Origin of the sequence: Streptomyces griseoviridis, assembly GCF_005222485.1 — a bacterium.
GTDB lineage: Bacteria > Actinomycetota > Actinomycetes > Streptomycetales > Streptomycetaceae > Streptomyces > Streptomyces hintoniae.
This window is the reverse complement of record NZ_CP029078.1, coordinates 5,696,334-5,721,241: the sequence shown is the minus strand read 5'-3', so window position 1 is coordinate 5,721,241 and position 24,908 is coordinate 5,696,334. Positions and strand designations below refer to the sequence as shown.

General features: G+C 70.5%; 25 protein-coding genes. 10 read left to right on the top strand and 15 right to left on the bottom strand.

The features are described from left to right. Positions 1-25: 25 nt before the first annotated feature. A complete protein-coding gene (locus DDJ31_RS24845) occupies positions 26-1,588 on the bottom strand; it encodes an MFS transporter (RefSeq protein ID WP_127178160.1) in 1,563 nt (520 codons plus the stop codon). A gap of 89 nt (positions 1,589-1,677) precedes the next feature. Here DDJ31_RS24845 and DDJ31_RS24840 point away from each other — a divergent pair, with 89 nt between their 5' ends. Next, positions 1,678-2,043: a winged helix-turn-helix transcriptional regulator gene (locus DDJ31_RS24840; protein ID WP_240678085.1), complete on the top strand. Its 366-nt coding sequence runs from the start codon at positions 1,678-1,680 to the stop codon at positions 2,041-2,043. A 52-nt stretch (positions 2,044-2,095) separates the two neighbouring features. On the opposite strand, the gene DDJ31_RS24835 is transcribed toward DDJ31_RS24840, so the two are convergent. The 6 genes from DDJ31_RS24835 to DDJ31_RS24810 form a co-directional block, all read right to left on the bottom strand. Continuing rightward, complete coding sequence (locus tag DDJ31_RS24835; protein ID WP_127178161.1) at positions 2,096-2,707, bottom strand: malonic semialdehyde reductase; 612 nt, start codon at positions 2,705-2,707, stop codon at positions 2,096-2,098. A gap of 14 nt (positions 2,708-2,721) precedes the next feature. After that, positions 2,722-4,035: an NtaA/DmoA family FMN-dependent monooxygenase gene (locus tag DDJ31_RS24830; RefSeq protein WP_127178162.1), complete on the bottom strand. Its 1,314-nt coding sequence runs from the start codon at positions 4,033-4,035 to the stop codon at positions 2,722-2,724. Then, on the bottom strand, positions 4,032-4,883 hold the full coding sequence (locus DDJ31_RS24825; RefSeq protein ID WP_127178163.1) for a creatininase family protein: 852 nt from the start codon (positions 4,881-4,883) through the stop codon (positions 4,032-4,034). Before DDJ31_RS24825 ends, DDJ31_RS24830 begins: the two co-directional genes overlap by 4 nt. Then, positions 4,880-5,758, bottom strand: coding sequence for a dihydroorotate dehydrogenase (locus DDJ31_RS24820; RefSeq protein WP_127178164.1), 879 nt, complete (start codon positions 5,756-5,758; stop codon positions 4,880-4,882). The genes DDJ31_RS24825 and DDJ31_RS24820 overlap by 4 nt, the downstream gene beginning before the upstream one ends. A 55-nt stretch (positions 5,759-5,813) precedes the next feature. Further along, a complete protein-coding gene (locus tag DDJ31_RS24815; RefSeq protein ID WP_127178165.1) occupies positions 5,814-6,353 on the bottom strand; it encodes a nucleoside 2-deoxyribosyltransferase in 540 nt (179 codons plus the stop codon). Between the two features lie 239 nt (positions 6,354-6,592). After that, complete coding sequence (locus tag DDJ31_RS24810) at positions 6,593-7,045, bottom strand: flavin reductase family protein (protein WP_127178166.1); 453 nt, start codon at positions 7,043-7,045, stop codon at positions 6,593-6,595. A gap of 216 nt (positions 7,046-7,261) precedes the next feature. Here DDJ31_RS24810 and DDJ31_RS24805 point away from each other — a divergent pair, with 216 nt between their 5' ends. Beyond that, a complete protein-coding gene (locus DDJ31_RS24805; protein ID WP_127178167.1) occupies positions 7,262-8,263 on the top strand; it encodes an Lrp/AsnC family transcriptional regulator in 1,002 nt (333 codons plus the stop codon). A gap of 43 nt (positions 8,264-8,306) precedes the next feature. After that, entirely contained in the window at positions 8,307-9,989 is a 1,683-nt protein-coding gene (locus DDJ31_RS24800) for a CTP synthase (protein WP_127178168.1), read from the top strand. Between the two features lie 459 nt (positions 9,990-10,448). Here DDJ31_RS24800 and DDJ31_RS24795 read toward each other — a convergent pair whose 3' ends face one another. From DDJ31_RS24795 to ychF, 3 genes are all read right to left on the bottom strand, one after another. After that, a complete protein-coding gene (locus DDJ31_RS24795; protein WP_127178169.1) occupies positions 10,449-10,862 on the bottom strand; it encodes a PIN domain-containing protein in 414 nt (137 codons plus the stop codon). Continuing rightward, complete coding sequence (locus DDJ31_RS24790; RefSeq protein ID WP_006138089.1) at positions 10,844-11,128, bottom strand: hypothetical protein; 285 nt, start codon at positions 11,126-11,128, stop codon at positions 10,844-10,846. The genes DDJ31_RS24795 and DDJ31_RS24790 overlap by 19 nt, the downstream gene beginning before the upstream one ends. 214 nt (positions 11,129-11,342) lie before the next feature. Next, positions 11,343-12,431: a redox-regulated ATPase YchF gene (ychF, locus tag DDJ31_RS24785; RefSeq protein WP_127178170.1), complete on the bottom strand. Its 1,089-nt coding sequence runs from the start codon at positions 12,429-12,431 to the stop codon at positions 11,343-11,345. Between the two features lie 199 nt (positions 12,432-12,630). Here ychF and DDJ31_RS24780 point away from each other — a divergent pair, with 199 nt between their 5' ends. Beyond that, positions 12,631-13,215, top strand: coding sequence for a DUF6542 domain-containing protein (locus DDJ31_RS24780; RefSeq protein WP_127178171.1), 585 nt, complete (start codon positions 12,631-12,633; stop codon positions 13,213-13,215). A gap of 48 nt (positions 13,216-13,263) precedes the next feature. Here DDJ31_RS24780 and ppgK read toward each other — a convergent pair whose 3' ends face one another. Together ppgK and DDJ31_RS24770 are read right to left on the bottom strand one after the other, a co-directional pair. After that, a complete protein-coding gene (gene ppgK, locus DDJ31_RS24775; protein WP_127178172.1) occupies positions 13,264-14,010 on the bottom strand; it encodes a polyphosphate--glucose phosphotransferase in 747 nt (248 codons plus the stop codon). Positions 14,011-14,039: 29 nt separating this feature from the next. Next, the gene (locus tag DDJ31_RS24770; protein WP_127178173.1) at positions 14,040-15,065 is read right to left on the bottom strand and encodes a 4-hydroxy-3-methylbut-2-enyl diphosphate reductase; all 1,026 of its coding nucleotides are present in this window, start codon (positions 15,063-15,065) and stop codon (positions 14,040-14,042) included. A 105-nt stretch (positions 15,066-15,170) separates the two neighbouring features. On the opposite strand from DDJ31_RS24770, the gene DDJ31_RS24765 reads away from it, so the two are divergent. The 4 genes from DDJ31_RS24765 to DDJ31_RS24750 all read left to right on the top strand — a co-directional run bounded on the left by DDJ31_RS24765 (position 15,171) and on the right by DDJ31_RS24750 (position 19,509). Continuing rightward, complete coding sequence (locus DDJ31_RS24765; RefSeq protein WP_127178174.1) at positions 15,171-16,544, top strand: APC family permease; 1,374 nt, start codon at positions 15,171-15,173, stop codon at positions 16,542-16,544. 342 nt (positions 16,545-16,886) lie between these two features. Continuing rightward, entirely contained in the window at positions 16,887-18,104 is a 1,218-nt protein-coding gene (xseA, locus tag DDJ31_RS24760) for an exodeoxyribonuclease VII large subunit (protein ID WP_127178175.1), read from the top strand. 10 nt (positions 18,105-18,114) lie between these two features. Further along, a complete protein-coding gene (locus tag DDJ31_RS24755; protein ID WP_127178176.1) occupies positions 18,115-18,378 on the top strand; it encodes an exodeoxyribonuclease VII small subunit in 264 nt (87 codons plus the stop codon). A gap of 540 nt (positions 18,379-18,918) precedes the next feature. Continuing rightward, positions 18,919-19,509: a malonic semialdehyde reductase gene (locus tag DDJ31_RS24750; protein WP_127178177.1), complete on the top strand. Its 591-nt coding sequence runs from the start codon at positions 18,919-18,921 to the stop codon at positions 19,507-19,509. 62 nt (positions 19,510-19,571) lie between these two features. Here DDJ31_RS24750 and DDJ31_RS24745 read toward each other — a convergent pair whose 3' ends face one another. After that, entirely contained in the window at positions 19,572-20,093 is a 522-nt protein-coding gene (locus DDJ31_RS24745; protein ID WP_127178178.1) for a DUF4245 domain-containing protein, read from the bottom strand. A gap of 124 nt (positions 20,094-20,217) precedes the next feature. Between DDJ31_RS24745 and glpX the strand changes: the two genes are divergently transcribed. Next, a complete protein-coding gene (glpX, locus tag DDJ31_RS24740; protein WP_093836117.1) occupies positions 20,218-21,252 on the top strand; it encodes a class II fructose-bisphosphatase in 1,035 nt (344 codons plus the stop codon). Positions 21,253-21,805: 553 nt separating this feature from the next. Here glpX and DDJ31_RS24735 read toward each other — a convergent pair. Together DDJ31_RS24735 and DDJ31_RS24730 are read right to left on the bottom strand one after the other, a co-directional pair. Continuing rightward, on the bottom strand, positions 21,806-22,183 hold the full coding sequence (locus DDJ31_RS24735) for a WhiB family transcriptional regulator (RefSeq protein WP_127178179.1): 378 nt from the start codon (positions 22,181-22,183) through the stop codon (positions 21,806-21,808). Between the two features lie 94 nt (positions 22,184-22,277). Further along, a complete protein-coding gene (locus DDJ31_RS24730; RefSeq protein ID WP_127178180.1) occupies positions 22,278-22,997 on the bottom strand; it encodes a DUF1707 SHOCT-like domain-containing protein in 720 nt (239 codons plus the stop codon). Positions 22,998-23,164: 167 nt separating this feature from the next. On the opposite strand from DDJ31_RS24730, the gene DDJ31_RS24725 reads away from it, so the two are divergent. Further along, entirely contained in the window at positions 23,165-24,832 is a 1,668-nt protein-coding gene (locus DDJ31_RS24725) for a fumarate hydratase (protein WP_127178181.1), read from the top strand. Positions 24,833-24,908: the final 76 nt, after the last annotated feature.

The following is a 24,908-nucleotide window of genomic DNA, read 5'->3' as shown; positions in this document are numbered from 1 at the left end:
GGCGCAGGGCCCTCCGGTGGCCCGATCAGGTCGGTTCGCCCGTCGTCCGGGGCCGCAGCAGCACCGCCGCCATCACCGCCGTCCCGGCCAGTCCGATCGAGGCGATCACGGCGACGGCGGTGAAGCCGTGGTCGTACGCCTGGCGGGCCGCGTCCAGCACGGCGTGGGCGGCCGGAGCGGGCAGGTGGCTCATCACTTCCTCGGCGCTGGAGAACGACTCGCCCGCGACGGCCCGTTGGTCCGGCGCGAGACCGGGTACCGAGGGGAGGCTCGTGCGGTAGAAGACCGCGAGGACGGTGCCGAGGACGGCGACTCCGAGGCCCGCGCCGAGTTCGAAGGACGTCTCCTGGATGGCCGCCGCCTCCCCGGACCGCTCGGGCTGCGCGGCGCTCATGATGGAGTCGGCGCCCAGCGTCATGACGATGCCCGCGCCGTACCCTGCGGCGAGCAGCGGCAGCAGGAGCAGGCCGTAGTGGGCGGTGTCGCCGACGGCGGCGATGGCCGCGAAGGCGATGGCGAACAGGGAGAGCGAGCCGGTGAGGGCCCAGCGGTTGCCCCAGCGGTTCGCCGCCCAGGGTGCGGTGATCGCGCCGACGGCGTTGGCGGCGGCCAGCGGCATGAGCGCGAGCCCGGCGCGCAACGGCGAGTATCCGCCGACCTGTTGCAGCCACTGGGTGAGGAAGAACAGCAGGGCGACATAGCTGCCGAAGCAGCCGATGACGCAGAGGGTGGCGGTGCTGAAGCGGCGTTCGGCGAACAGCGAGAAGTCCAGCAGCGGTTCGGCCAGGCGCCGTTGGCGGCGCACGAAGGTGTACAGGAGGGCGGCGCCCACGACGGCCGTCACCACGATCACGGTGTTGACGCCCGCGTGCTCGCCCGCCTGCTTGAGGGCGTAGACGACGCCCGCGAGGCCGGTCACCGAGAGCACCACGCTGGCCAGGTCCCAGCGGCGCGGCACGGGGTTCTTCGACTCCGGGATGACGCGGAGTCCGACGGCGAGGATGACGACGATGACCGGGATGTTGACGAGGAAGACGGCGTTCCAGCCCCACTGTTCGGCGACGAGTCCGCCGAGCAGCGGTCCGATCGTCGCGCCCACGCTGTGCGCGGAGGTCCACACCCCGATGGCGAAGGCGCGTTCACGGTCGTCCGTGAAGACCACCCGGATGATCGCCACCGTGGAGGCCATGATCATGGCGGCGGCGACGCCGAGGGCCGCGCGGGCGGCGATGAGCTGCACGGTCGACGTCGAGAAGGCGCAGGCGGCGGAGGCGAGACCGAAGGCGAAGAAGCCGCTCAGCACCATCTTGCGGCGGCCGATGCGGTCGCCGAGGGTGCCGCAGGTGACCAGCAGGGCGGCGAGCGCCAGCGAGTACACGTCGACGATCCACAGCAACTGCGCGGCGCTGGGCTGGAGGTCGAGGCTCATGCTCGGTACGGCGACGTGCAGCACGGTGAGGTCGATCCCGCACAGCAGCAGGCTGCCCGACACCACGGCCAGGACCAGCCACCGTTGCCGCGAGGAGCCCGCGAGCCGTTCTGATTCCGCTTCCGCCCGCGCCGGTGCGGAGGCATCCTTGTTCAACATAGTCTCAGTTTCGGTAGGTATCGACGCGGGCCACAAGTACGGTCTTTCGTGTCCCCTAGTGCCATTCGGTATACCAATGGAGGTCAGTTGTGCGTTCCAGCGTCGAAGAGGCCCCGGAGTACTGCGCGATCGAGTTCGCCATGGAGGTTCTCGGCGGCCGTTGGAAATTGGCCATACTGAAGCAGCTGGCTTCCGGAACGCATCGCTTCGGTGAGCTGAGGCGCGCGTTGCCGACCATCACGCAGCGCATGCTGACCCGTCAGCTGCGGGAGCTTGAGGCGGACGGCCTGGTGACGCGGACGGTGTACCGGGAGGTGCCGCCGAAGGTCGAGTACGCGCTGACCGACATCGGGCACAGCCTGGACGCCATCACCGAGCAGTTGGACAAGTGGGGCCGCTGGTACCAGGAGACGGTGCGCGCGGAGGCCCCGGCAGGACCCCGCCCGGCCGCGTGAACCGGGCAGCCCCGGCCCGGCCCCGGGGCAGGGGCCGGGCCGGGGGCGCGGGTCAGAGCGTCGTGCGGATCTCGTCGTACCCGAGCCGTGGGCCGCGGGGGCGGGCGCCGTCGGGCGCGGGTCTGCCGATGTTCACGAGGAGCAGCGTGGACAGGTCGCCGTCCGGGAAGAATTCACCGTTGACGCCGTCCTCGTCGAATCCGCTCATCGGTCCCGCGGCGAGTCCCGCGGCCCGTATCCCGATGATGAAATAGGCCGCCTGCAAGGCGCCGTTGAACATCGCGGAACGCTCCCGCACACCCTGTTCGCCGGTGAACAGGTCGATCGCCCCGGGGAATTGCGGGAACTGTTCGGGCAGCCTCCGGTGGAAATGGTTGTCGACCGCCAGGAGCGCGGTCAGCGGCGCCCGTACGGTCTTGTCCCGGTTGCCCCGTGACAGATGCCGGGCCAGCCGGCCCCGGCTCTGCGGAGAGCGGAGCAGGACCAGCCTGAGCGGCTGCTGGTTGAAGGCGGTCGGGCCGTTCCTGACGAGGTCGTGCACGGCCCTGACCATGTCGTCGGGGACCGGCTCGTCGGTGAACCGGTCCACGGTGTGCGCCTGCCGGAACAGCAGGTCCTGGGCCGTTTCGTCCAGGACCAGCCGTCGCGTCGTGGTGTGCGTCATCCGGTTCCGCCGGGTCAGAACTCGGTGAGGTTCTGCCGCAGCGTCTGCCCCGGCGTGTACTCCGTACGGGTGAGGCCGCGCCGTTGCAGCGCGGGCACCAGGCCGTCGGTGATCTCGCCGACCCAGCGCCGGTCGAGCCGCAGCACCGGGGTGGTCACCATGAACCCGTCGCCACCGACCTCCTCCATCACCTCGCCCATCCGCTCGGCCACCTGGTCGGGCGTGCCGATCAGTTCGACGGAGGAGACCAGGCCGCCGGCCGCGTCCATGACCAGTTCGCGCAGGGTCTTGCCGCTGCCCCACTGCTGGAGCTGGTCGAGCGAGCCCTGTTCGCCGTTGGTCTCCAGCCGGTGCGGGAGCGGCTTGTCGAGGTCGAACTGCGCGAAGTCGATCTCGGTGAGCGCGGACGTCTCGGCGAGGATGTCGTGGATGAACTGCGGTGAGGAGATCATCCGCTGGTACTTGTCCCGGGCGTCCTGCTCGGTGTCGCCGAGCGTGGGCGTCACGCAGAACAGCACCTTGACGTCGTCGGGGTCCCGGCCGGCCGCCTCGGCGTGCTTGCGCACGTCGTCGCGGAACTGCTTCATCCCGCTGACGCCGTTGGCGATGGCGATCACCGAGTCGGCGTTGCGGGCGGCGAAGACCCGGCCCCTGGGCGAGGCGCCGGCCTGCACGAACGCGGGCCGGTGCTGCGGGGAGGGCACGGTGTTCAGCGGGCCGCGGACGCTGAAGTACTCGCCCTTGAAGTCGATCGGGCGGACCTTGGTGTGGTCGGCGTAGATGCCCTTCTCGCGGTCGAGGACGACGGCGTCCGCGTCCCAGGAGGCGAACAGCTGCCGGACGACGTCGACGTACTCGTCGGCCATGGCGTAGCGGGCGTCGCGGGTCGGCAGCTCCTCCAGGCCGAAGTTGCGCGCGGCCAGGTTCTCGGCGCTGGTGACGATGTTCCAGCCGAAGCGCCCGCCGAGCATGCTGTCCATCGTCGAGGCGAGCCGCGCCGTCATGAACGGCGGGTACGCGAGCGTCGACAGGGTGGCGACGATCCCGATGTGCGAGGTGGCGACGCCCATCGCGGCGGCCAGCGGCACCGGGTCGTGCTTGGGGACGACCATGCCCTGGCGCAGTGCCCGCTCGGAGGAGCCGCCGTAGCTCTCCGGGACCATGAGCTTGTCCTCGATGATCAGATAGTCGAAGCAGGCCCGTTCGAGCGCCTGCGCGACCTCCGTGTGGAACCGGCCGTCCCAGGGTGAACCCCCGTTGCCGAAGGGTCCCTGCCACTCGTCCGGGGTGAAGTTGAAAATACAGGCGAGGTGGAACTTACGGGTCACTGCGTGGTCCCTTCGGAGCGGTCGGCGGTGCGCGGGTCGGGACGGCGGCCTGGGCGGCGGTCGGGGCTGCTCTGGGCGAACAGCAGCCCGCTGCCGTCGCGCACCAGGGCCGTCGCCTCGTCGACGACGTGCCGCAGCAGCTTCTCGCCGAGGTGCGCGCTCGATCCGGAGGTCGAGGACAGCACCCCGCGGTGGGTGGTCTGTTCGACGTCCACCGGGTGCAGGTACACGCCGGCCCTGGGCGGGTTGTCGTGGTCGGGGCGCTCGTCGGTGACCAGGTCGGGGCGCAGGTGCAGCATGAGGCTGGTCTCGGTGACTCCGGCGTGCTCGGCGTGCCAGCCGGGGAACGCGGGGATCTCCGCGTCGGTCCAGGTGTCCCTGGCCAGGCTCCACCAGCTGAACGCGAAGACCTCGGTGCCGTCGAACAGCCCCTGCTCGCGCACCTGGTCGAGCGCCTCGAAGAGGAACGGTTCGTTCTCGTAGTGGCCGTTGACGACGACGAGGCGGGCCATCGGGAGCGCGGCCAGCGCCGTGAGCGTCTCGCGCAGGAACCGGACGAGCGTGTCGCCCGCGACATAGACCGTGCCGGGGAAGTACAGGCCGCCGCCGCTCTGCGGCAGGGACCGGGCGCCGACGGCCTGCGCGGGCAGGGTGTACGCGTCGAGTTCCCTGGCGATCTCGGTGGCGAAACCTTCCGCCAAGATCAGGTCGACGGAGAGCGGCAGATGCGGGCCGTGCTGCTCGATCGCGCCGATCGGCCAGACGACGGTGCGTCCGCGGACCGCGTCGGCGACCTGGGAGCTGGTCAGATCGGTGAGCAGGGGCGGCCGCGGCTGAGCGTTCGTCATGCGATCGCTCCCCTCGACTCCTGGGCGGCGAAGGGACCGACGAGGTCGCGGGTCTCGGCCACGATGCGTTCCAGCGTCTCGTACATGTCGGTGTGCAGCGCCGTGTAGACCTGCGCCACGGTGGCACCCACGCTGAGGTAGTCGGCGACGTCCCGGCCCGAGGTCACTCCGCCGCCGCCCAGGATGGGCAGTTCGATGCCGCGCTTGCGCAGCTGCCAGATCGCGGCCAGGACCAGCGGCTTGAGGCCGGGTCCCGAGTAGCCGTAGACGCCGTTCAGCTCCAGCTCCCCGGTGTCGGGGGCGACCGCGGCGCCGGGGATGGTGTCGCTGAGGGTGATGGCGTCGGCCCCGCCCGCGATGGCGGCCCGCACCCGGTCCTGGAGCCCTTCGCCGACGGCCAGCTTGACGGAGATCGGCAGCGCCGTCCGGCCGCGGGTCTGGGAGGTGTAGGCGTAGACCCGGTCGGGGTTGTCGTCCTCCAGGCCGTCCTCCTCGTTGAGGCACGAGATGCCGAGTTCGAGGGCGCGGCAGCCGGTCGCCTCGACGTCCTTGGCGAGCGCGGCCAGTTCGGCCGGGGTGTCGGCGTGCAGGGAGGCGATGATCGGCAGCCCGTCCTCGGCGAACGACCGCAGCACCCCCAGCCAGTGGTCGACCGAGCGCTTGGAGTAGGTGGTGCTGTTCAGCATGCCGACGGGCAGCCGCAGGATGCGCTCGTCGAGGCCCTTCGGCGGCCGGGGGTGAATGGTCTTGGTGACGACCGCGCCCGCGCCCTTCTCGATGAGCTTGCGGATGTTGCGTTCCTGGTCCGTCAGCAGCCCGGATCCGATGACCACGGGGTTGGCCAGCGGCAGGCCGAGTATCGATATGTCGTTCACTGGGGTGTCTCCGTCCGGCAGATGGAGGGGTGGTCTGCGGGGATGGGACGGATGGCTAGGCGACGAGGCTCGCGCTGATCGCCTCGCGCTGCCGCTCGGTGGCGCTCAGCACGGCGTCGATGAGCAGGCTCGGCTTCTCGGTGAAGGCGTCGAAGTCGATGGTCTGGACGGCCCCCACCCGGTGCAGGCCCTTGAGCAGGTGGCTCGCGGACTCCACGAAGGGCTGCTTGGTGATGATGACGATGGGACGTCCGAGGGCGGTGGCCCAGCCGAGTTCGACATGGGTGCCGTCCGTGCGCCGCAGGATGCCGTCGTCGAGGACCGGCAGGACGGGCACGAAGACGTCGCACTTCTTCATCCAGCGGAAGTCGCGTACGGAGACCTGCTCCGGGGTGAAGGAGGCGGTGTCGGCGCCGAACTTCTCGACGACGTGCGCGGAGAAGATGTTCGCGCCGTTCTCCTTGGCCGTGGTGATGGCCGTGGTGATCGCGTCCTGTAAGTCACCGGCGAAGCCGTCGGCCAGGATGGCGTGCTGGATCGGCCCGCCGACGAAGACGTCGAGCCCGGAGAGAAGTCCGGCAGAGGTGGTGTCCATGACTGTGTCGCTCCATGTCGGGTGAGGTGGGGGGTGGTGAGTGGGACGGTCTCCCGCGCCGGGCAGGCGCCCGAGTCCGCGCGGGCGTGCGGGTGTGCGGTCGCGCGCCGGGGTGATCGGCGACGGACGACCGCGAGGGTCGGCGGCGGCCGACCGCAGGGTCGGCGCACCGCGTGCCACGGCCGAGGGCGTCGGTCGTGGCGGGGGGCGGTGGTCGTGTCGGGCGGGATACGCCGACGTCAGGAGAGGTCGGCGACCCGCGTGTACCGGCCGCGGTAGTAGAGCAGGGGCTCGCGCGGCTCGGCGGGCGCCTCGACCCGGCGCACGTCGCCGATGACCACCAGGTGGTCGCCGCCGTCGTGCTCGGCGTGCAGCCGGCAGTCGATCCACGCGGTCGCGCCGGCCAGCCGCGGGGCGCCGTCCGGGGACGGGTCCCACGCGACCTCGCGGAACTTGTCCCCGCCGGACCGCGCGAACCGCTCGCTGAGCGGGTGTTGGGAGTGCGCCAGCACGTTGACGCAGAAGGAGACGCTGTCCCTGATCGACGGCCAGCTCGTCGAGGTGCGGCTGACCCCCAGGGTGATCCGGGGCGGTCGCAGGGAGAGTGACGAGAACGCCTGACAGGTGAATCCGACGGGCCCGGTGGGGCCCATGGCGGTGACGACCGTGACGCCGGAACAGAACTGTCCCATGACCGAACGGAACGTGTCCGGCGTGACGTGATCCTGAACTGCTGCGGAATGGTTCTCGCCCAACAAAAGCTCTGTCCTCTCGGGCGTGTACAGCCGGGTCGGATACAACAAGCTCACCGCTCATCACCGCTGGTGACGAAGGGATAGTGTGCCCGAGGAGATGGATTCCGACAAGGGAGCTGGATCTGGTGATAAAGATCCTGCCATCATGCGGCCATGCTGAACGATTCAGACGCAACCGAGGTACTCAGTGGTCTTGACCAGCGGATCGTGGCCGCGCTCCAGATCAGCCCGCGTGCCGGGGTCGCGGAGGTGGGCCGCATCCTCGGCGAGCACGAACGATCCGTGTCCAGGCACCTGCAGAGGCTCCTGGACACCGGAGCCGTGCGCTGTACGGCCGAGTACGACCGGCTGCGCTGCGGACTCGGCCCCACGGTCAGGCTGCGGCTGAAGGCCCCGACGAGCTGCCTGAAAAGCATCGTTCAGGAATTGGCAAACCGCCCCGATGTCCTTAACGTCGCGGCGGTAGGGGGAGCGGTCGGCCACCTCTGGTGCGAGCTGCTGCTCGAATCCCACCGCCTGCTGTACTCCCTGACGACCGACGGCATCCCCGGCCTCCCCGAGATCGACGTGCGCAGCTCGCACGTCACCCTGCGCCCGTTCCTGACCGAGGCCGAGTGGCACGCCCCCGTCCTGACCGAGGAAGAGGAGAAGCGCTTGCGGGCGAGCCTGGTCAAGCCGCTGCCCGATTCCGCCCACCGCTACGAACTCACCCCCACCGACCTGCGCGTCGCCGACGCCCTGATGAAGAACGGACGCATCAGCCTCACCGACCTCGGGAGCGGCCTCGGTGTCTCCACGGCCACCGCGGGACGCCGGGTCACCGCGCTGCTCGAACGCCGGGTGCTGCATCTGCGCACGGTGGTCGATCCGGCCCTGCTCGGCCGGCCGGTCCAGGCGCGGGTGCGGCTGAAGGTCCACCCGGCCGGCCTCGAAGAGGTCGGCTCGGCGCTGGCCGCGTCCCCCGCCGTGCGGTCCTGCGTCGCCGTGACCGGACGTCACAACCTGCTGGCGGACGTGTGCGTCGAGCACGAGACGAGCCTGTACAGCTTCGTGGTGGACACGCTCGGGGCGCTTCCGCACATCCTCGCCTACGACACCGACATCATCCGGCGGCTGCCTCCGGACGGTCCCGCCCCGCGGACCGCGCCCCGGTGAACGGCGCCGCTCCCCCAGACCGCGACCACGGGAGCCTCCTGTCATGCCGCCCACATCGCCGACGACCAAGCACATCTTCGTCACCGGGGGTGTCGCGTCCTCCCTCGGGAAGGGCCTGACGGCCTCCAGCCTCGGCATGCTGCTCAAGGCCCGCGGGCTGCGCGTCGTGATGCAGAAGCTCGACCCGTACCTGAACGTCGACCCCGGCACGATGAACCCCTTCCAGCACGGTGAGGTGTTCGTCACCAACGACGGCGCCGAGACCGACCTCGACATCGGCCACTACGAACGCTTCCTCGACCGCGACCTCGACGGCTCGGCCAACGTCACCACCGGCCAGGTCTACTCCACCGTCATCGCCAAGGAACGCCGCGGCGAGTACCTCGGCGACACCGTGCAGGTCATCCCGCACATCACCAACGAGATCAAGCACCGCATCCGCCGGATGGCCACCGACGCCGTCGACGTCGTCATCACCGAGGTCGGCGGCACCGTCGGCGACATCGAGTCACTGCCGTTCCTGGAGACCGTCCGCCAGGTCCGCCACGAGGTCGGCCGCGACAACGTCTTCGTCGTCCACATCTCGCTCCTGCCCTACATCGGCCCCTCCGGCGAACTCAAGACCAAGCCCACCCAGCACTCGGTGGCCGCCCTGCGCAACATCGGCATCCAGCCCGACGCGATCGTCCTGCGCTGCGACCGCGAGGTCCCCACCGCCATCAAGCGGAAGATCTCCCTGATGTGCGACGTCGACGAAGCCGCCGTCGTCGCCTGCCCCGACGCCCGCTCCATCTACGACATCCCCAAGACCATCCACGGCGAGGGCCTCGACGCCTACGTCGTCCGCAAACTCGACCTGCCCTTCCGCGACGTCGACTGGACCACCTGGGACGACCTCCTCGACCGCGTCCACAACCCCGACCACGAGATCACCATGGCCCTGGTCGGCAAGTACATCGACCTCCCCGACGCCTACCTCTCCGTCACCGAGGCCCTGCGCGCCGGCGGCTTCGCCAACAAGGCCCGCGTGAAGATCAAATGGGTCACCTCCGACGACTGCAAGACCCCCGCGGGCGCCGCCGCCCAGCTCGCCGACACCGACGCGATCTGCATCCCCGGCGGCTTCGGCGACCGCGGCGTCGCCGGCAAGGTCGGCGCCATCCAGTACGCCCGAGAACAGAAGATCCCCCTCCTCGGCCTCTGCCTCGGCCTCCAGTGCATCGTCATCGAAGCCGCCCGCAACCTGGCCGGCATCCAGGACGCCAACTCCACCGAGTTCGACTCGGCGACCGCGCACCCGGTCATCTCCACCATGGCCGAGCAGCTCGACATCGTGGCCGGTGACGGCGACATGGGCGGCACGATGCGGCTGGGCATGTACCCGGCGAGACTGACGGAGGGCTCACTCGTCCGCGAGGCGTACGCGGACAAGGAGTACGTCGAGGAACGCCACCGCCACCGGTACGAGGTGAACAACGCGTACCGCACGGAACTGGAGAAGAAAGCGGGCCTCATCTTCTCGGGCACGTCCCCGGACGGCCAACTGATCGAATACCTGGAATACCCGAGAGAAACCCACCCGTACCTGGTGGCAACCCAATCCCACCCAGAACTGCGCTCCCGCCCGACCCATCCGCATCCACTCTTCGCGGGGTTGGTCCGGGCGGCGGTGGAGCGGGTTGAGGGGGCGGTGGGGGGTGTTGTGGAGGGGAACTGCTCAACATGACCACAGGGCGGTGATGTCGCAACGCGGCGTCGACGACCGTCGCGCCCGCCGCACGTTCAGCAGAAGCGTTTGTGTACACATGGCACACGGCGGGAGGCTACATGCACCAGGCCCTCAACAAGCGGCAGCAGGCCGTACTCGACTGGGTGGGCCAGGGTGTCCCCCGACGGAGTCTGGCCGGACAGCACGTACAAGACCAGCGGACAGGCCCTGGCCGACCTCCCCGACCGGCCTCTGGAAGAACAACTTACCGAGATCGTGCAAGAGGTCGGCCTCCGCGGCGAAGCCGCGGAACGCAAACGCCTTGCAGACAGCAAGCCAGAGAGGTATAGCAAAAGCGTTGGGAAGCCGCCGTGCAGGAAGCCCACGCCGCCGAAACCCAGCGGCGACGACCTCAACCCTTCCTCGGTCACTGCTGCCCCTACGGACCCCGCTCCTACTGAGTCGGACCAAGGGAAATCACACCGCCACGAGCCGGACCCGCTCGCCGCACAGCTTGGTCATGTCGTCAATGTCGGAAGTCAGCATGACCACGGGGCGGTGCTGTCGCAGCGCGGCCTCGGCGACGGCCGCATCGATCGCGTATTTGTGTCCGTGCAACCCGACATTCATCAGCAACTCCGAGGCAGCCCTCGCCTCCTCGTCACCGACCGGGACGACCCGCAGCCCGGAAAGCACCCAGTTCAGGCGTGACTTGTTCGTACGGGCGTGGACGGCCTCGATGATGGTGAGCGCACTGATCACGACCTCCATGCCGCGCGAGCGCGCCTCAGCGATCAGAGCCACCACCTGCTCGTCGTCAGCGAGCAGCTTCGAGAAGCCCTCGCTGTCGAGGACCAGCGTCCCCTCGTGGCTCAGCCTGCGGCGGGCCACTCGGCCTCCTCGGCGAACACCTCGTCGAAGACCTGCCGCGCCCGCTGACGAGCCGGCTCGGAGACCGGCCCCTTGCGGCTCTCGTAGTCCGCCAGATACTCGTCGAGGACCTGCCCGCGCAGCTCACGCTCGACCGCCTCGGCGATGAACGCGGAGAACTCCCGCTTCCCCACCCGTGCCCGAATCGCCTCAGCGGTCCCCTCAGGCAGCGACAGGCTCACCCGCGTCGCCGGGCCTTCGCCAATGCTGTACGTCGTCTCAGCCATGCCCCCGATTGTGTCAAACGAGTAGGAAAAGTGCCAAGTCCGCACTGCCGACACAGCTCGGTCAGCGCCCCACTCGCGCAATCCCAGCGCGGGCGCCCCCGTCCCAACCCAGCACGATCCCAGCACGGGAAAAACGAAGGGCCCGACCCCAAGCAGTCGGACCCCCTCTGAGCCGCATGTCTGCCAGATCAGCGACGTGGTGCCAAGTCAACCGCTACACGTTGAACCGGAACTCCACCACATCCCCGTCCTGCATCACATACTCCTTGCCCTCCATCCGGGCCTTCCCCTTCGCTCGGGCCTCGGCCACCGAACCCGTTTCGACCAGGTCGTCGAAGGAGATGACCTCCGCCTTGATGAAGCCCTTCTGGAAGTCCGTGTGGATCACTCCGGCCGCCTCGGGGGCCGTCGCGCCCTTCTTGATCGTCCAGGCTCGGGATTCCTTCGGGCCGGCCGTCAGGTAGGTCTGGAGGCCCAGGGTGTCGAAGCCGACGCGGGCGAGGGTGGCCAGGCCCGGTTCCTCGGCGCCGACCGACTCCAGGAGTTCCATCGCGTCCGCCTCGTCCAGCTCCGCGAGGTCCGCCTCCAGCTTGGCGTTGAGGAAGATCGCCTCGGCGGGGGCGACCAGGGTGCGCTGGGCGGCCTTGAAGTCGTCGTCGACCAGCTCGTCCTCGTCGACGTTGAAGACGTAAAGGAACGGCTTCGTGGTCAGCAGGTGCAGGTCGTGAAGGAGTTCCGCGCGCTCGCTGCCCTGGAGGATGCCCTGCGAGAAGAGGGTGTCGCCCCGCTCCAGGATCTCCTTCGCCTCCTCGACGGCCTTCACCTTCGGGGCGACGTCCTTCTTGATCCGCGACTCCTTCTGGAGGCGCGGCAGGACCTTCTCGATGGTCTGGAGGTCCGCGAGGATCAGCTCGGTGTTGATCGTCTCGATGTCGTCCTTGGGCGAGACCTTGCCGTCGACGTGCACGACGTTCTCGTCCTTGAAGGCGCGGATGACCTGGCAGATCGCGTCGGACTCGCGGATGTTCGCGAGGAACTTGTTGCCGAGACCCTCGCCCTCGCTCGCACCGCGCACGATGCCCGCGATGTCGACGAAGTCGACCGTCGCCGGGAGGACCTTCTGGGAGCTGAAGATCTCCGCCAGCTTGGTGAGGCGGGGGTCGGGGACGCCGACCACGCCGACGTTCGGCTCGATGGTCGCGAACGGGTAGTTGGCCGCGAGCACGTCGTTCTTGGTCAGGGCGTTGAACAGGGTCGACTTGCCGACATTCGGCAGGCCGACGATTCCGATCGTGAGCGACACGTTGCGACTTCCCGTACGTGAGAGGAGTTCAGGGGACTGGGGGCTGCGGACCCGGTCCTCACAGCGGTGCGGCGGGCCGATCCACCAGTCTACGGCGTGCCGGACCCCGCACCGGCGACGTATCGAACGCGTGGCCAGGGACCGTCCACCGGCGTGTCTGAGGAGCCATTCCGCACATAAACCGACCTAGGTTGGTCCAGTGGAGCAACACAGGACGCGCCCCCCGCAGCAAGGACCGCGACGCGGCACGCCCCCGCTGCCCCCGCAGGCGGCACGCGGCGGACGGAAGGGGGCCAGAGCCGCCGTCGGCACCGGACGCCCGGTACAGCGCCGGGCACTCGGCGCCAGACCGCTGCCCGCCAGGACCGCCGGGCCGCCGCTCGTCGAGGCCCTGCGGCGGCTGCCCAACCCCCGCCTGACCGGGCTGGGCGGCGGCCTCTTCTGCGGCGCCGTGATGTTCGTCCTGGGCGTCCTCGACTCGCTGCTCCTGGACTCCCTCACCGTGTACGGCGTGCTGTTCCTGCCGGTGTGTCTGGTGACCGCCGCCTGGGTGCGGCGGGGCGATCTGCTGACCGCGCCGGTCGTCGTACCGATCGCCTTCGCCGTCGGACTGCTGCCCATGGCCGAGGGCGACGCGGGGCTCCTCGGCCGGCTGATGGGCCTCGTGACGGCCCTCGCCACCCAGGCGGGCTGGCTCTACGGCGGCACCCTGGTGGCCGGCGTGGTGGTGCTGGGCCGCCGGGTCGCCCTGATGCGTCGACGCACGGCGGCCCAGCGTCGCTGACCGGAGGCAGGAGGCCGGCACAGAACCTGAGAACCGGGGAGCGGGCGGCTAGCCGTCCTTGGCTGCGTGCATCGCCGCTCCTACGATCCCCGCGTTGTTCTGCAGCTGCGCCGGGACGATGTCCGCCTTGATGCCCTCGATGAAGTGCAGGAACTTCTCGGACTTGCGGCTCACCCCGCCGCCGATGATGAACAGCTCGGGCGTGAACAGCATCTCGACGTGGGCCAGGTACTTCTGGACCCGGTGGGCCCAGTGCTCCCACGTCAGGTCGCCGTCCTCCTTGGCCTTGCTGGACGCCCGCTTCTCGGCGTCGTGGCCGTGCAGCTCCAGGTGGCCGAGTTCGGTGTTGGGCAGCAGCACGCCGTCCACGAAGACGGCGCTGCCGATGCCGGTGCCGAAGGTCAGCAGGATGACCGTGCCCTTGCGGTCGCGGCCGGCGCCGAAGGCGATCTCGGCGACGCCCGCCGCGTCCGCGTCGTTGACCACCGTCACCGGCAGGCCGCCCAGCCGGTCGGCGAAGAGGGCGCGCGCGTCGGTGTCGATCCAGCTCTTGTCGACGTTGGCCGCCGTACGGATGGTGGAGCCGCCGGTGACCACGCCCGGGAAGGTGAGCCCGACCGGTCCGCTCCAGCCGAACTTCTCCACGACCTCCTTGACCCCGTCGGCCACCCCGTCGGGGGTCGCCGGGTGCGGGGTCAGCACCTTGAACCGCTCTTGTGCAAGGTCGCCCCTGTCGAGGTCCACAGGGGCGCCCTTGATCCCGGATCCGCCGATGTCCACGCCGAAGATCTGCATGGCCCTACGTTACGACGACGGACTGACAGTCACTCCGCCGAGGCACCCGCGGCGCCCGAACCGCCGCGCTCGGCGACCAGCGCGGCCGCCTCGTCGCGCAGGTCCCGGCGGAGCTCCTTGGGCAGCGAGAAGGTGATCGACTCCTCGGCCGCCTTGACCAGCTCGACGTCCTCGAAGCCGCGCTGCGACAGCCACTCGAGGACCTGCTCGACGAGGACCTCGGGGACGGACGCGCCCGAGGTGACGCCGACCGTGGAGACGCCGTCGAGCCACGCCTCGTCGCACTCATCGGCGAAGTCCACGAGGTGGGCCGCGCGGGAGCCGGCCTGCTTGGCGACCTCGACGAGCCGGACGGAGTTGGAGGAGTTGCGCGAGCCGACCACGATGACCAGCTCGGCCTCGGCGCCCATCTGCTTCACGGCGAGCTGGCGGTTCTGGGTGGCGTAGCAGATGTCGTCGCTGGGCGGCGAGATGAGCTGCGGGAACTTCTCCTGGAGGGCGTCGACGGTCTCCATCGTCTCGTCGACCGACAGGGTGGTCTGGGAGAGCCACACGACCCTGGAGGGGTCGCGGACCTCGACCTTGGCGACGTCCGCGGGGCCGTCGACGAGCTGGATGTGGTCGGGGGCCTCGCCCGAGGTCCCGATGACCTCCTCGTGGCCCTCGTGCCCGATCAGGAGGATGTCGTAGTCCTCGTTGGCGAAGCGGACGGCTTCCTTGTGGACCTTGGTGACGAGCGGGCAGGTCGCGTCGATGGTGGCGAGCCGGCCGCGCGCGGCCTCCTCGTGGACGACGGGGGCGACCCCGTGCGCGGAGAACATCACGATGTTCCCCTCGGGGACCTCCTCCGTCCGCTCGACGAAGACGGCGCCCTTCTTCTCCAGGGTCTGCACGACGTACTTGTTGTGCACGATCTCGTGCCGGACATAGATCGGAGCCCCGTACTGCTCGAGGGCTTTCTCGACGGCGATCACGGCGCGGTCCACGCCCGCGCAGTAGCCCCGGGGGGCGGCGAGCAGGACACGGCGGCCAGGCGAAGCGGTCATGGCACCCATCGTAAGGCCGCGTTCGGCGGGTCAAAGATCGCGCCGTTGGAGAGACTGGCGTGAGGTGGGAGGGGCGGGCAGGGACAGAACGGACGAGGCACAGGCGGAGGCGCGATGTCCGGGACGGACGCGACGGCGGGAACGGGCGGCACGACGGGCGAACCGGACGATCTGCGGCGCAGTCTCGGCTTCCGGGATCTCGTCGTCTACGGGCTGCTGTTCATCGCCCCGATGGCTCCTGTCGGAGTCTTCGGCACCCTCGACGCGCGCTCGCACGGCGCGGTGGCGCTGGTCTACGTCGTCGCGACGGTGGCGATGGCGTTCACCGCCTTCAGCTACGCGCAGATGGTGCGCGTGGTGCCGCTGGCCGGTTCGGTGTTCGCCTACGCGCGCGCGGCGCTCGGCAGGGAGGTCGGGTTCATCGCGGGCTGGATGGCGATGCTGGACTATCTGCTCATCCCCGCGGTCGCCTACCTGTTCTCCGGGATCGCGATGAACGCGCTGGTCCCGGGGGTCTCGCGCTGGGTGTGGACGGCGATCGCGGTGGTCGTCACGACCCTGCTGAACCTGTGGGGGGTGCGGGCCGCGGCCCGGGTGGGTTTCCTGGTGCTGGCGATGGAGATCGTGGTGCTGCTGGTCTTCGTCGTCTCCGCGATCGTCGTCCTCGCGCGCGACGGCGCCGAACGCGGCTGGCTGTCGCCGCTGTCAGGGGACGGCACGCAGGGCGCGTTCGCGCTCTCCGCGGTGATCGGGGCGGTGTCGATCGCGGTCCTGTCGTATCTGGGCTTCGACGCGATCGCGTCCTTCGCCGAGGAGGTCACGGGCGGCTCGGAGAAGGTCGCGCGCGCGGTGCTGTTCTGTCTGGCGCTCGCGGGCATGCTGTTCGTGGCGCAGACGTACCTGGTGGCGCTCCTCGAACCGACGACGTCCGCGCAGCTCGCCGCCGACCCGGTCAAGCAGGGGTCCGCGTTCTACGACGCGGTGGACGTGTCGGTCGGGGGCTGGCTGCACGACCTGGTCGCGGTGAGCAAGGCGATCGGCGCGGCGTTCGCGGCGCTGGCCGGGCAGGCGGCGGCCGGGCGGCTGCTGTTCGCGATGGGCCGCGACCGGCGGCTGCCGCGGGCCCTGTCGCGGACGGACTCGGGGGTGCCGCGGGTGGCGCTGCTGTGCGCGGCCGTGATCACCCTGGTGGCGGCGGTGTGGGCGGCCAGCAGGGACGACGGCATGGACCATCTGGTGTCGGTGGTCGACATCGGCGCGCTGACGGCGTTCACGCTGCTGCACGCGAGCGTGGTGGGCTGGTTCGTGGTGCGGCGGGCGGGCGGGCCTGTGGTGTGGTGGCGGCATCTGCTGATGCCGGTGCTGGGCGCGGCGATCACGATCGCGGTGATCGTGGAGGCGTCCGGCGCGGCGCAGGTGGTGGGCGCGGTGTGGCTGGTGATCGGATTGGTGGTGCTGGTGGGACAGCGGGGACGGGTGGCCGACTGACGGACCCGAGGGCCCGACGGCCCGACGGCCCGGCGGGAGGCCGGACCCGCGCGACACGAGGAACCTGCGGCCCGGCGGAAAGGCGCGACGAGGAGCCGTGGCCTGACGACCGAGGGCCAGGGACCCGGCGGGACGGCGGGACGGTGGCCCCGGCACGGGCGACGGGCCCGACGGGACAGCCGGACGGCGGGCCCGGCACGGGCGACGGGCCCGGCACGGGCGACGGGCCCGGCACGGGCGACGGGCCCGGCGGGACGGCCGGACGGGGGCCCGGCAGGGCGGCGGGACGGCTGGCCCGGTGGGGCCGGTTCGTTGTCAGTGGCTGCGGTTACGCTCACCGGCATGGCTGCGAACACGTCCCCGGAGTCGCCCCTCCCCGTCGGTGAGGTGTCGCGGCTGATCGGAAGCTGGATCGACCGCCTCGGTGCCATCTGGGTCGAGGGGCAGATCACCCAGCTGTCCCGGCGGCCGGGCGCCGGTGTCGTGTTCCTGACGCTGCGCGACCCGTCGTACGACATCTCGATCAGCGTCACCTGCTACCGCCAGGTGTTCGAGGCCGTCGCCGACGTCGTCAGCGAGGGCGCGAGGGTCGTCGTGCACGCGAAGCCCGAGTGGTACGCGCCGCGCGGCCAGTTGTCGCTGCGGGCCGCCGAGATCAAGCCGGTCGGTGTCGGGGAGCTGCTGGCGCGGCTCGAGCAGTTGAAGAAGTCGCTCGCCGCGGAGGGGCTGTTCGCGCCGGAGCGAAAGAAGCCGCTGCCGTTCCTGCCGCAGCTGATCGGGCTGGTCTGCGGGCGGGCGTCGGCCGCCGAGCGTGACGTCCTGGAGAACGCCAGGCACCGCTGGCCCGCCGTCCGCTTCGAGGTGCGCAACGTCCCCGTGCAGGGCGTGCACGCCGTCCCGCAGGTGGTGCAGGCGGTGAAGGAGCTGGACGCGCTGCCGGAGGTCGACGTGATCGTCGTCGCGCGGGGCGGTGGCAGTGTGGAGGACCTGCTGCCGTTCTCCGACGAGCAGTTGGTGCGGGCGGTCGCCGCCTGCCGCACGCCGGTGGTGTCGGCGATCGGGCACGAGCCCGACAACCCGCTCCTCGACCACGTGGCCGACCTGCGGGCGTCCACGCCGACCGACGCGGCGAAGAAGGTCGTGCCGGACGTCGGCGAGGAGTTCGAGCGGGTACGGGGGCTGCGGGACCGGGCGCGCCGGTGCGTGGAGGGGATCCTCGCGCGTGAGGAGCGCGGGCTCGCGCACGCCCTGGCGCGACCCTCGATAGAGGATCCGCACCGCATGGTCGACCAGCGGGCCGAGCAGGTGGCGTCCCTCGTCGACCGCTCCCGCCGCACGCTCGGCCATCTCCTGGACCGCGCGGACTCGGAGCTGACGCACACGCACGCGCGCGTGGTGGCACTCTCCCCCGCCGCCACCCTGAAGCGCGGCTACGCGGTGCTCCAGACGGCGGAGGGCCCGGTGGTCAGGGCGCCTGAACAGGTCGGGGCGGGCGAGGTGCTGCGGGCGCGGGTGGCCGAGGGCGAATTCACGGTTCGAGTCGATGAGAGCGGTGCGTAGGGTGGGCGGAATGGCTGGCAAGGTGGCGGAAGAGTCGCTCGGGTACGAGCAGGCCCGGGACGAGCTGATCGAGGTCGTACGGCGCCTGGAGGCGGGCGGCACGACGCTGGAGGAGTCGCTGGCGCTCTGGGAGCGCGGCGAGGAGCTGTCCAAGGTGTGCCGCCGCTGGCTGGACGGCGCGCGGGCCCGCCTGGACGCGGCCCTGGCGGAGGAGCACGCGCAGGAGGGCGGGAGCGGTGGCGCCGGGGGGACCGGGGGCGAGGCGGACGCGTAGGCGCTTGGGCGCTTGGGCGCGCTGCGAGCGTCGCGCTGCGAGCTTGGTGAAGGGGTGACGGCCGACCGGATTGCCGTCGTCACCCGTTCGGGTGGTCGCCACCAGTCGGACGGCCGGACGGCCGGGGGTAGCGGCCACTCGGCGGGGGAAGGCACACGGCGGCGCCCGCTCGGCGGGGCGGAGGCGCGCGACGCCGGCCGCTCGGTGGGCGGGGGCGACTCGGCGGGCGGGCGATCGTCGTCGCCATGTCCTCGCTCGCGCGAGCGTCGTCGCTTGCGTCTCGCTCGGCCGCCCCGTCAGGTCTGTCAGCCCCGTCAGCCCAGTCACCCGTCTCCCGTAACCCGCCTCACCTCCGTCACAACCCGCCTCACGTCCGTCGCGTCCTGCCTCCCGCCCGTCGGCCGGTCGCCTTTCCGGCACTGTGAAGCGGATCACCGCGCCTCAGTGTTGGTTGAAACTTGAACTTCTCTGGCGTACCGTCGTGACCGTCAGCCGGTCCGGTGTCCCGGATCCCGCTCATATCGCCAGAAGGTTTCCCCCATGTCTCTCGTTCTTGACCCCCACGCCCAGGACCTGCTGTTCCGCGAGGCCCGCACCGCGAACACCTTCACCGACGAGCCGGTGACCGACGAGCAGGTCCAGGCCATCTACGACCTGGTCAAGTACGGCCCCACCGCCTTCAACCAGAACCCGCTGCGCATCACGCTGGTCCGCTCCGCCGAGGCCCGCGAGCGCCTGGTGCAGCACATGGCCGAGGGCAACCGGCCCAAGACCCTCACCGCGCCGCTGGTCGCGATCCTCGCCGCGGACAACGAGTTCCACGAGGAGCTGCCGGCCCTGCTGCCGCACTTCCCGCAGGCCAAGGACCTCTTCTTCAGCGAGCGTCCGGCCCGCGAGGGCGCCGCCGCCCTGAACGCCGCCCTCCAGGCCGCGTACTTCATCATCGGCGTGCGCGCCGCCGGCCTCGCCGCGGGGCCGATGACCGGCCTCGACTTCGAGGGTGTCCGCAAGGAGTTCCTCGACGACGACCACACCCCGCTGATGGTCGTCAACATCGGCCGCCCCGGCGAGGACGCCTGGTTCCCGCGCTCCCCGCGCCTCACGTACGACCAGGTCGTCACGACGGTCTGAGCGGCCCGACGATGACGAAGGCCCCGGCGACGACGCCGGGGCCTTTCTCGTGCGGTGGACGGCTACGCCGTCTTCAGCGCCTTCGCCATCTCCGTCAGCTGCTCGAACGAACCCGTGCCCGCGACGACCGTCGTCGCGCCCTCGTCGGAGCGGACGAGCGCGTCATAGCGGCCGCCGGTGTAGCGGGTCCAGGTGGCGCCGTCGATCTCCTGGGTGACCTTGGTCTCCTTGGAGCCCTGGCTCGCGGTGTCGATGAACTTCGAGGGCTTCTGGGTCGACTGCTCTATCTGCACGTACTGCCCGTCGGGGGTCCTGAAGCCGAGGTGCCAGGCGTCGGAGTCGGCGCCGCTGAAGCGGACCGAGGTGGGCTTCCACTCCTCGGAGAGCCCCTGCGGGGCGGCCACCGGATAGGCGGCGGCCCGGCGAGCCGTCAGTAGCTCCACGCGGTAGTCGACCCGTTTGACGTCGGGTTCGCCGTCGTCGTGCGGGACGAAGACGTAGATGACCGCCGCCGCGACCCCGATGAGGGCCAGGGAGAGGATCATGTCCCTGACCGTCTTCTGCTTACCGTTCGAACCTGCCACGTCCCTATCGTCGCAGGTGCACCGGCGTGCTCATCCGTGGGGCCCCCTGCTCATTTTGTAGGACTGGCGATAGAGTCGGAGTCACCCTCATCCGGCCGTCGTCGTATCAGAAAGGTGCGCTCCGATGACCGAGCATCATCACTTGCCGTCCGAACTCGAAGTCCCGAGCGAAGCTCCGGACCGCAACCTGGCCCTGGAACTCGTCCGGGTCACCGAAGCAGCCGCGATGGCGGCGGGCCGCTGGGTCGGCCGGGGTGACAAGAACGGCGCCGACGGTGCCGCCGTGCGCGCCATGCGGACCCTCGTCCACACCGTGTCGATGAACGGCGTCGTGGTCATCGGCGAGGGCGAGAAGGACGAAGCCCCGATGCTGTTCAACGGGGAGCGGGTCGGCGACGGCACCGGACCCGAGTGCGACATCGCCGTCGACCCGATCGACGGGACCACGCTCACCGCGAAGGGCATGACCAACGCGATCGCCGTGCTGGCCGCGGCCGACCGCGGGTCGATGTTCGACCCGTCCGCCGTGTTCTACATGGACAAGCTGGTCACCGGGCCCGACGCGGCGGACTTCGTCGACATCGACGCGCCCGTCTCGGTCAACATCCGGCGGGTCGCGAAGGCGAAGCGGTCCGCGCCCGAGGACGTCACCGTCGTCATCCTCGACCGGCCGCGGCACGCGGGCATCATCGACGAGATCCGGGAGACCGGCGCGCGCATCAAGCTGATCTCCGACGGCGATGTGGCCGGCTCGATCCTGGCGCTGCGCGAGGGCACCGGCGTCGACCTGCTGCTCGGCGTGGGCGGCACGCCCGAGGGCATCATCTCCGCGTGCGCGGTGAAGTGCCTCGGCGGCACCATCCAGGGCAAGTTGTGGCCCAAGGACGACGACGAGCGGCAGCGGGCGGTCGACGCGGGGCACGATCTCGACCGGGTGCTGACCACGGACGACCTCGTCTCCGGCGAGAACGTCTTCTTCGTCGCGACCGGCATCACGGACGGGGAGTTGCTGCGGGGGGTGCGGTACCGGTCGGAGACCGCGACCACCGACTCGATCGTGATGCGGTCGAAGTCCGGGACGGTGCGGCGGATCGACTCCGAGCACCGGTTGAGCAAGTTGCGGGCGTACAGCGCGGTCGACTTCGACCGGGGGAAGTAAGGATTCTTCGGGTGCGGGTGCGGGTGCGCGGGGGCCGGTCGCGCAGTTCCCCGCGCCCCTGAGGGGGTGCGGCTCGCGCGCCTCACCAAGGCAGCCGTCTTCCCCGCCCGCCGCGACAAGCCTCCTGACGCCCCCGGACTGCATTACCGGTGCGGGTGCGTGGGGGCCGGTCGCGCAGTTCCCCGCGCCCCTGAAGGGGATGCGGCTCGCGTATCTCGGCTGGGGAGCCGCCTTCCCGAGGTGCCGCGACAAGCCTCCCGGCACCCCCGGACTGCATTACCGGTGCGCGTGCGTGGGGGCCGGTCGCGCAGTTCCCCGCGCCCCTGAGGGGGTTGCGGCTCGCGTGCCTCACCAAGGCAGCCGTCTTCCCATCCCGGCCCGACAAGCCTCCCGGCGCCCCCGGACGGCACACCCGGCCATCGGGTCCCGGTTCTCGAAGGCGCTCGGAGTCACGCGCCCACGCGCACGCGCCCTGAGGAGACCCCCCGCCCCCCGCCGCGCGGCAGAAGTGGGCGTCCCCTGGTGCGGTAGGGGGCGCCCACGTTCGGCTGGGTCAGCCTGCCTGGGCTATGCGGGTTCCCGCGCGGGCCGCCTTCTGGAGTTCGACCTCGCGGCGGCGGCGCCTGGCCAGGACCACGCGGCGTTCCGCGGCCGTGAGGCCGCCCCAGACGCCGTACGGTTCCGGTTGCAGTAGCGCATGTTCCCGGCACTCGACCATCACGGGACAGCGACCGCAGACCCGCTTGGCCGCCTCCTCGCGGGAGAGCCGGGCGGCGGTGGGTTCCTTGGACGGTGCGAAGAACAGGCTCGCCTCGTCGCGCCGGCACACCGCCTCGGTGTGCCAGGGCGCGTCTTGGTCCCTGTCCCGCACTGGCACCCGCTGGGCCGGAACGGCAGCTACCTGCGCGGACGAATGCGGCGGTTGCGGCACGGTCTACTCCTGACGACGGCTTCGCGAGCGAGAGACGATGCGCAAGGCCTACCCGCTGTGCGCGGGCCTATGCACACAGTTCCGGACGGCCCGATCACCGGTCCGGGTGCTTGCGCAAACTCCTGTCGCCGAGGCCGACCTTGTCGATCTTGCGCTGGACGCGGTCGAGGATGTCCGCGACGAGCCTGCCGCGCTTGGGGCGGGCCTCGATGCTGCCGAGGACGGACCAGCCCTCGACGTGCACGACCGGGGCGTTGGGGTCGGCCGCGTCCAGGTGGTCGACCTCGAAGCTGCCGAGGACGCCGCCGCCGGTGCCGCGCAGCGACACGTTCTCCGGGACGCGGACGTCGATGCTGCCGAAGACCGAGAGCGCCTTGACGAGGACCTGCTGGTGCTCGAAGAGGGCCTCGCTGAGGTCGATCTCGACGCTGCCGAAGACGGCGTAGGCGTGGATGCGCCGGCCCGCGCGCCAGCGTCCCCTGCGGACGGCGCTGCTGAACACCGCCACCACGTTGTCGTCGGGGTCGGCCGGTATGTACTCGCGGGTGGGGCGCCCCGGCGCCGGGGCGAACGCCGGCGGCTGGCGGCGCTGATGGGCGGCCGGCAGGTCCTGGACGAGGGGTTCGAGCTGGCCGACGGTCTTGGCCAGGTAGACCTCCTCGACCCGCTCGGCGTGCTCCTCGGCGGTCAGCCGCCCCTCGGCGAGTGCGTCACGGAGGATGTCGGCGATGCGGTCACGGTCGGCGTCCGAGGCGCGCAGCTCGGCGACTGCGGGCGGCGTCTGCGCCTGCGGGGCGTGCTTGTGAAGGTCCACGGCAGCAGCGTACCCAAACGCGATAGATCGCGACTAGGGGGTGTGGACAACCGGTCTCCGCGCGACTGAGCCTTACCTGACCGGATCGTTGTCAGAGGCAGGTTCTACGCTGGTGGCGCCCGCCAGCGTCGGCGGGCCGTCGTCCGCCGAGTGAGGAATGGGCTGAGATGCCTGAGTTCGCGTACACCGATCTGCTCCCCATGGGAGAGGACACCACCCCCTACCGGCTGGTGACCTCCGAGGGTGTCTCCACCTTCGAGGCCGACGGGCGGACGTTCCTCAAGGTCGAGCCGGAGGCCCTGCGCAAGCTGGCGGAGGAGGCCGTCCACGACATCCAGCACTATCTGCGCCCGGCCCACCTGGCGCAGCTGCGCCGGATCATCGACGACCCCGAGGCATCCGGCAACGACAAGTTCGTGGCGCTCGACCTGCTGAAGAACGCCAACATCGCGGCGGCGGGCGTGCTGCCGATGTGCCAGGACACCGGCACGGCGATCGTCATGGGCAAGCGCGGGCAGAACGTCCTCACCTCCGGTGAGGACGAGAAGGCCCTCTCGCACGGCATCTACGACGCGTACACGAAGCTGAACCTGCGCTACTCGCAGATGGCTCCGCTCACCATGTGGGAGGAGAAGAACACCGGGTCCAACCTCCCGGCGCAGATCGAGCTGTACGCGACGGACGGCGGCGCCTACAAGTTCCTCTTCATGGCGAAGGGCGGCGGCAGCGCCAACAAGTCGTTCCTCTACCAGGAGACGAAGGCCGTCCTGAACGAGGGCTCCATGATGGCGTTCCTGGAGCAGAAGATCCGTTCGCTGGGCACGGCCGCCTGCCCGCCGTACCACCTGGCGATCGTGGTCGGCGGCACCAGCGCCGAGTACGCGCTGAAGACCGCGAAGTACGCCTCCGCGCACTACCTGGACGAGATCCCGGCCGAGGGTTCGCCGCTCGGGCACGGCTTCCGGGACAAGGAGCTGGAGGAGAAGGTCTTCGAGCTGACGCAGCGGATCGGCATCGGCGCGCAGTTCGGCGGCAAGTACTTCTGCCACGACGTGCGCGTGGTGCGGCTGCCCCGGCACGGCGCCTCCTGCCCGGTGGCGATCGCGGTGTCCTGCTCGGCCGACCGGCAGGCCGTCGCGAAGATCACCGCCGAGGGCGTCTTCCTGGAGCAGTTGGAGACGGACCCGGCGCGTTTCCTGCCGGAGACCACCGACGAGCACCTGGACGAGTCGTCGGACGTCGTGCGCATCGATCTGAACCAGCCGATGGACGACATCCTCGCCGAGCTGACCAAGTACCCGGTGAAGACCAGGCTCTCGCTCAGCGGCCCGCTGGTGGTGGCCCGCGACATCGCGCACGCCAAGATCAAGGAGCGGCTCGACGCGGGCGAGGGCATGCCGCAGTACCTGAAGGACCACCCGGTGTACTACGCGGGCCCGGCGAAGACGCCCGAGGGCTACGCGTCCGGTTCCTTCGGGCCGACGACGGCGGGCCGCATGGACTCCTACGTGGAGCAGTTCCAGGCGGCGGGCGGTTCCAAGGTGATGCTCGCCAAGGGCAACCGCAGCAAGCAGGTCACCGACGCGTGCGGCACGCACGGCGGTTTCTACCTCGGTTCCATCGGCGGCCCGGCCGCCAGGCTCGCCCAGGACTGCATCAAGAAGGTCGAGGTCGTCGAGTACGAGGAGCTGGGCATGGAGGCGGTCTGGAAGATCGAGGTCGAGGACTTCCCGGCGTTCGTCGTGGTGGACGACAAGGGCAACGACTTCTTCCAGGACCCGGCGCCCGCGCCGACGTTCACGTCGATCCCGGTGCGCGGGCCCGGTCTGGTCTGACGCCGTCCCGGGGCGGCCGGGGGCGAGACCGGTGTCACAGGGTCGCGCCCCCGGACGGCCCAGCGGGCGGAACATC

Bases quoted from the DNA above. Each gene is read 5' to 3' on its own strand.
- DDJ31_RS24845 (WP_127178160.1), bottom strand. From the start codon at position 1,588: ATGTTGAACAAGGATGCCTCCGCACCGGCGCGGGCGGAAGCGGAATCA.
- DDJ31_RS24835 (WP_127178161.1), bottom strand. From the start codon at position 2,707: ATGACGCACACCACGACGCGACGGCTGGTCCTGGACGAAACGGCCCAG.
- DDJ31_RS24825 (WP_127178163.1), bottom strand. From the start codon at position 4,883: ATGACGAACGCTCAGCCGCGGCCGCCCCTGCTCACCGATCTGACCAGC.
- DDJ31_RS24815 (WP_127178165.1), bottom strand. From the start codon at position 6,353: ATGGACACCACCTCTGCCGGACTTCTCTCCGGGCTCGACGTCTTCGTC.
- DDJ31_RS24810 (WP_127178166.1), bottom strand. From the start codon at position 7,045: ATGGGACAGTTCTGTTCCGGCGTCACGGTCGTCACCGCCATGGGCCCC.
- DDJ31_RS24805 (WP_127178167.1), top strand. From the start codon at position 7,262: ATGCTGAACGATTCAGACGCAACCGAGGTACTCAGTGGTCTTGACCAG.
- DDJ31_RS24800 (WP_127178168.1), top strand. From the start codon at position 8,307: ATGCCGCCCACATCGCCGACGACCAAGCACATCTTCGTCACCGGGGGT.
- DDJ31_RS24790 (WP_006138089.1), bottom strand. From the start codon at position 11,128: ATGGCTGAGACGACGTACAGCATTGGCGAAGGCCCGGCGACGCGGGTG.
- ppgK (WP_127178172.1), bottom strand. From the start codon at position 14,010: ATGCAGATCTTCGGCGTGGACATCGGCGGATCCGGGATCAAGGGCGCC.
- DDJ31_RS24770 (WP_127178173.1), bottom strand. From the start codon at position 15,065: ATGGGTGCCATGACCGCTTCGCCTGGCCGCCGTGTCCTGCTCGCCGCC.
- DDJ31_RS24765 (WP_127178174.1), top strand. From the start codon at position 15,171: ATGTCCGGGACGGACGCGACGGCGGGAACGGGCGGCACGACGGGCGAA.
- xseA (WP_127178175.1), top strand. From the start codon at position 16,887: ATGGCTGCGAACACGTCCCCGGAGTCGCCCCTCCCCGTCGGTGAGGTG.
- DDJ31_RS24755 (WP_127178176.1), top strand. From the start codon at position 18,115: ATGGCTGGCAAGGTGGCGGAAGAGTCGCTCGGGTACGAGCAGGCCCGG.
- DDJ31_RS24750 (WP_127178177.1), top strand. From the start codon at position 18,919: ATGTCTCTCGTTCTTGACCCCCACGCCCAGGACCTGCTGTTCCGCGAG.
- glpX (WP_093836117.1), top strand. From the start codon at position 20,218: ATGACCGAGCATCATCACTTGCCGTCCGAACTCGAAGTCCCGAGCGAA.
- DDJ31_RS24725 (WP_127178181.1), top strand. From the start codon at position 23,165: ATGCCTGAGTTCGCGTACACCGATCTGCTCCCCATGGGAGAGGACACC.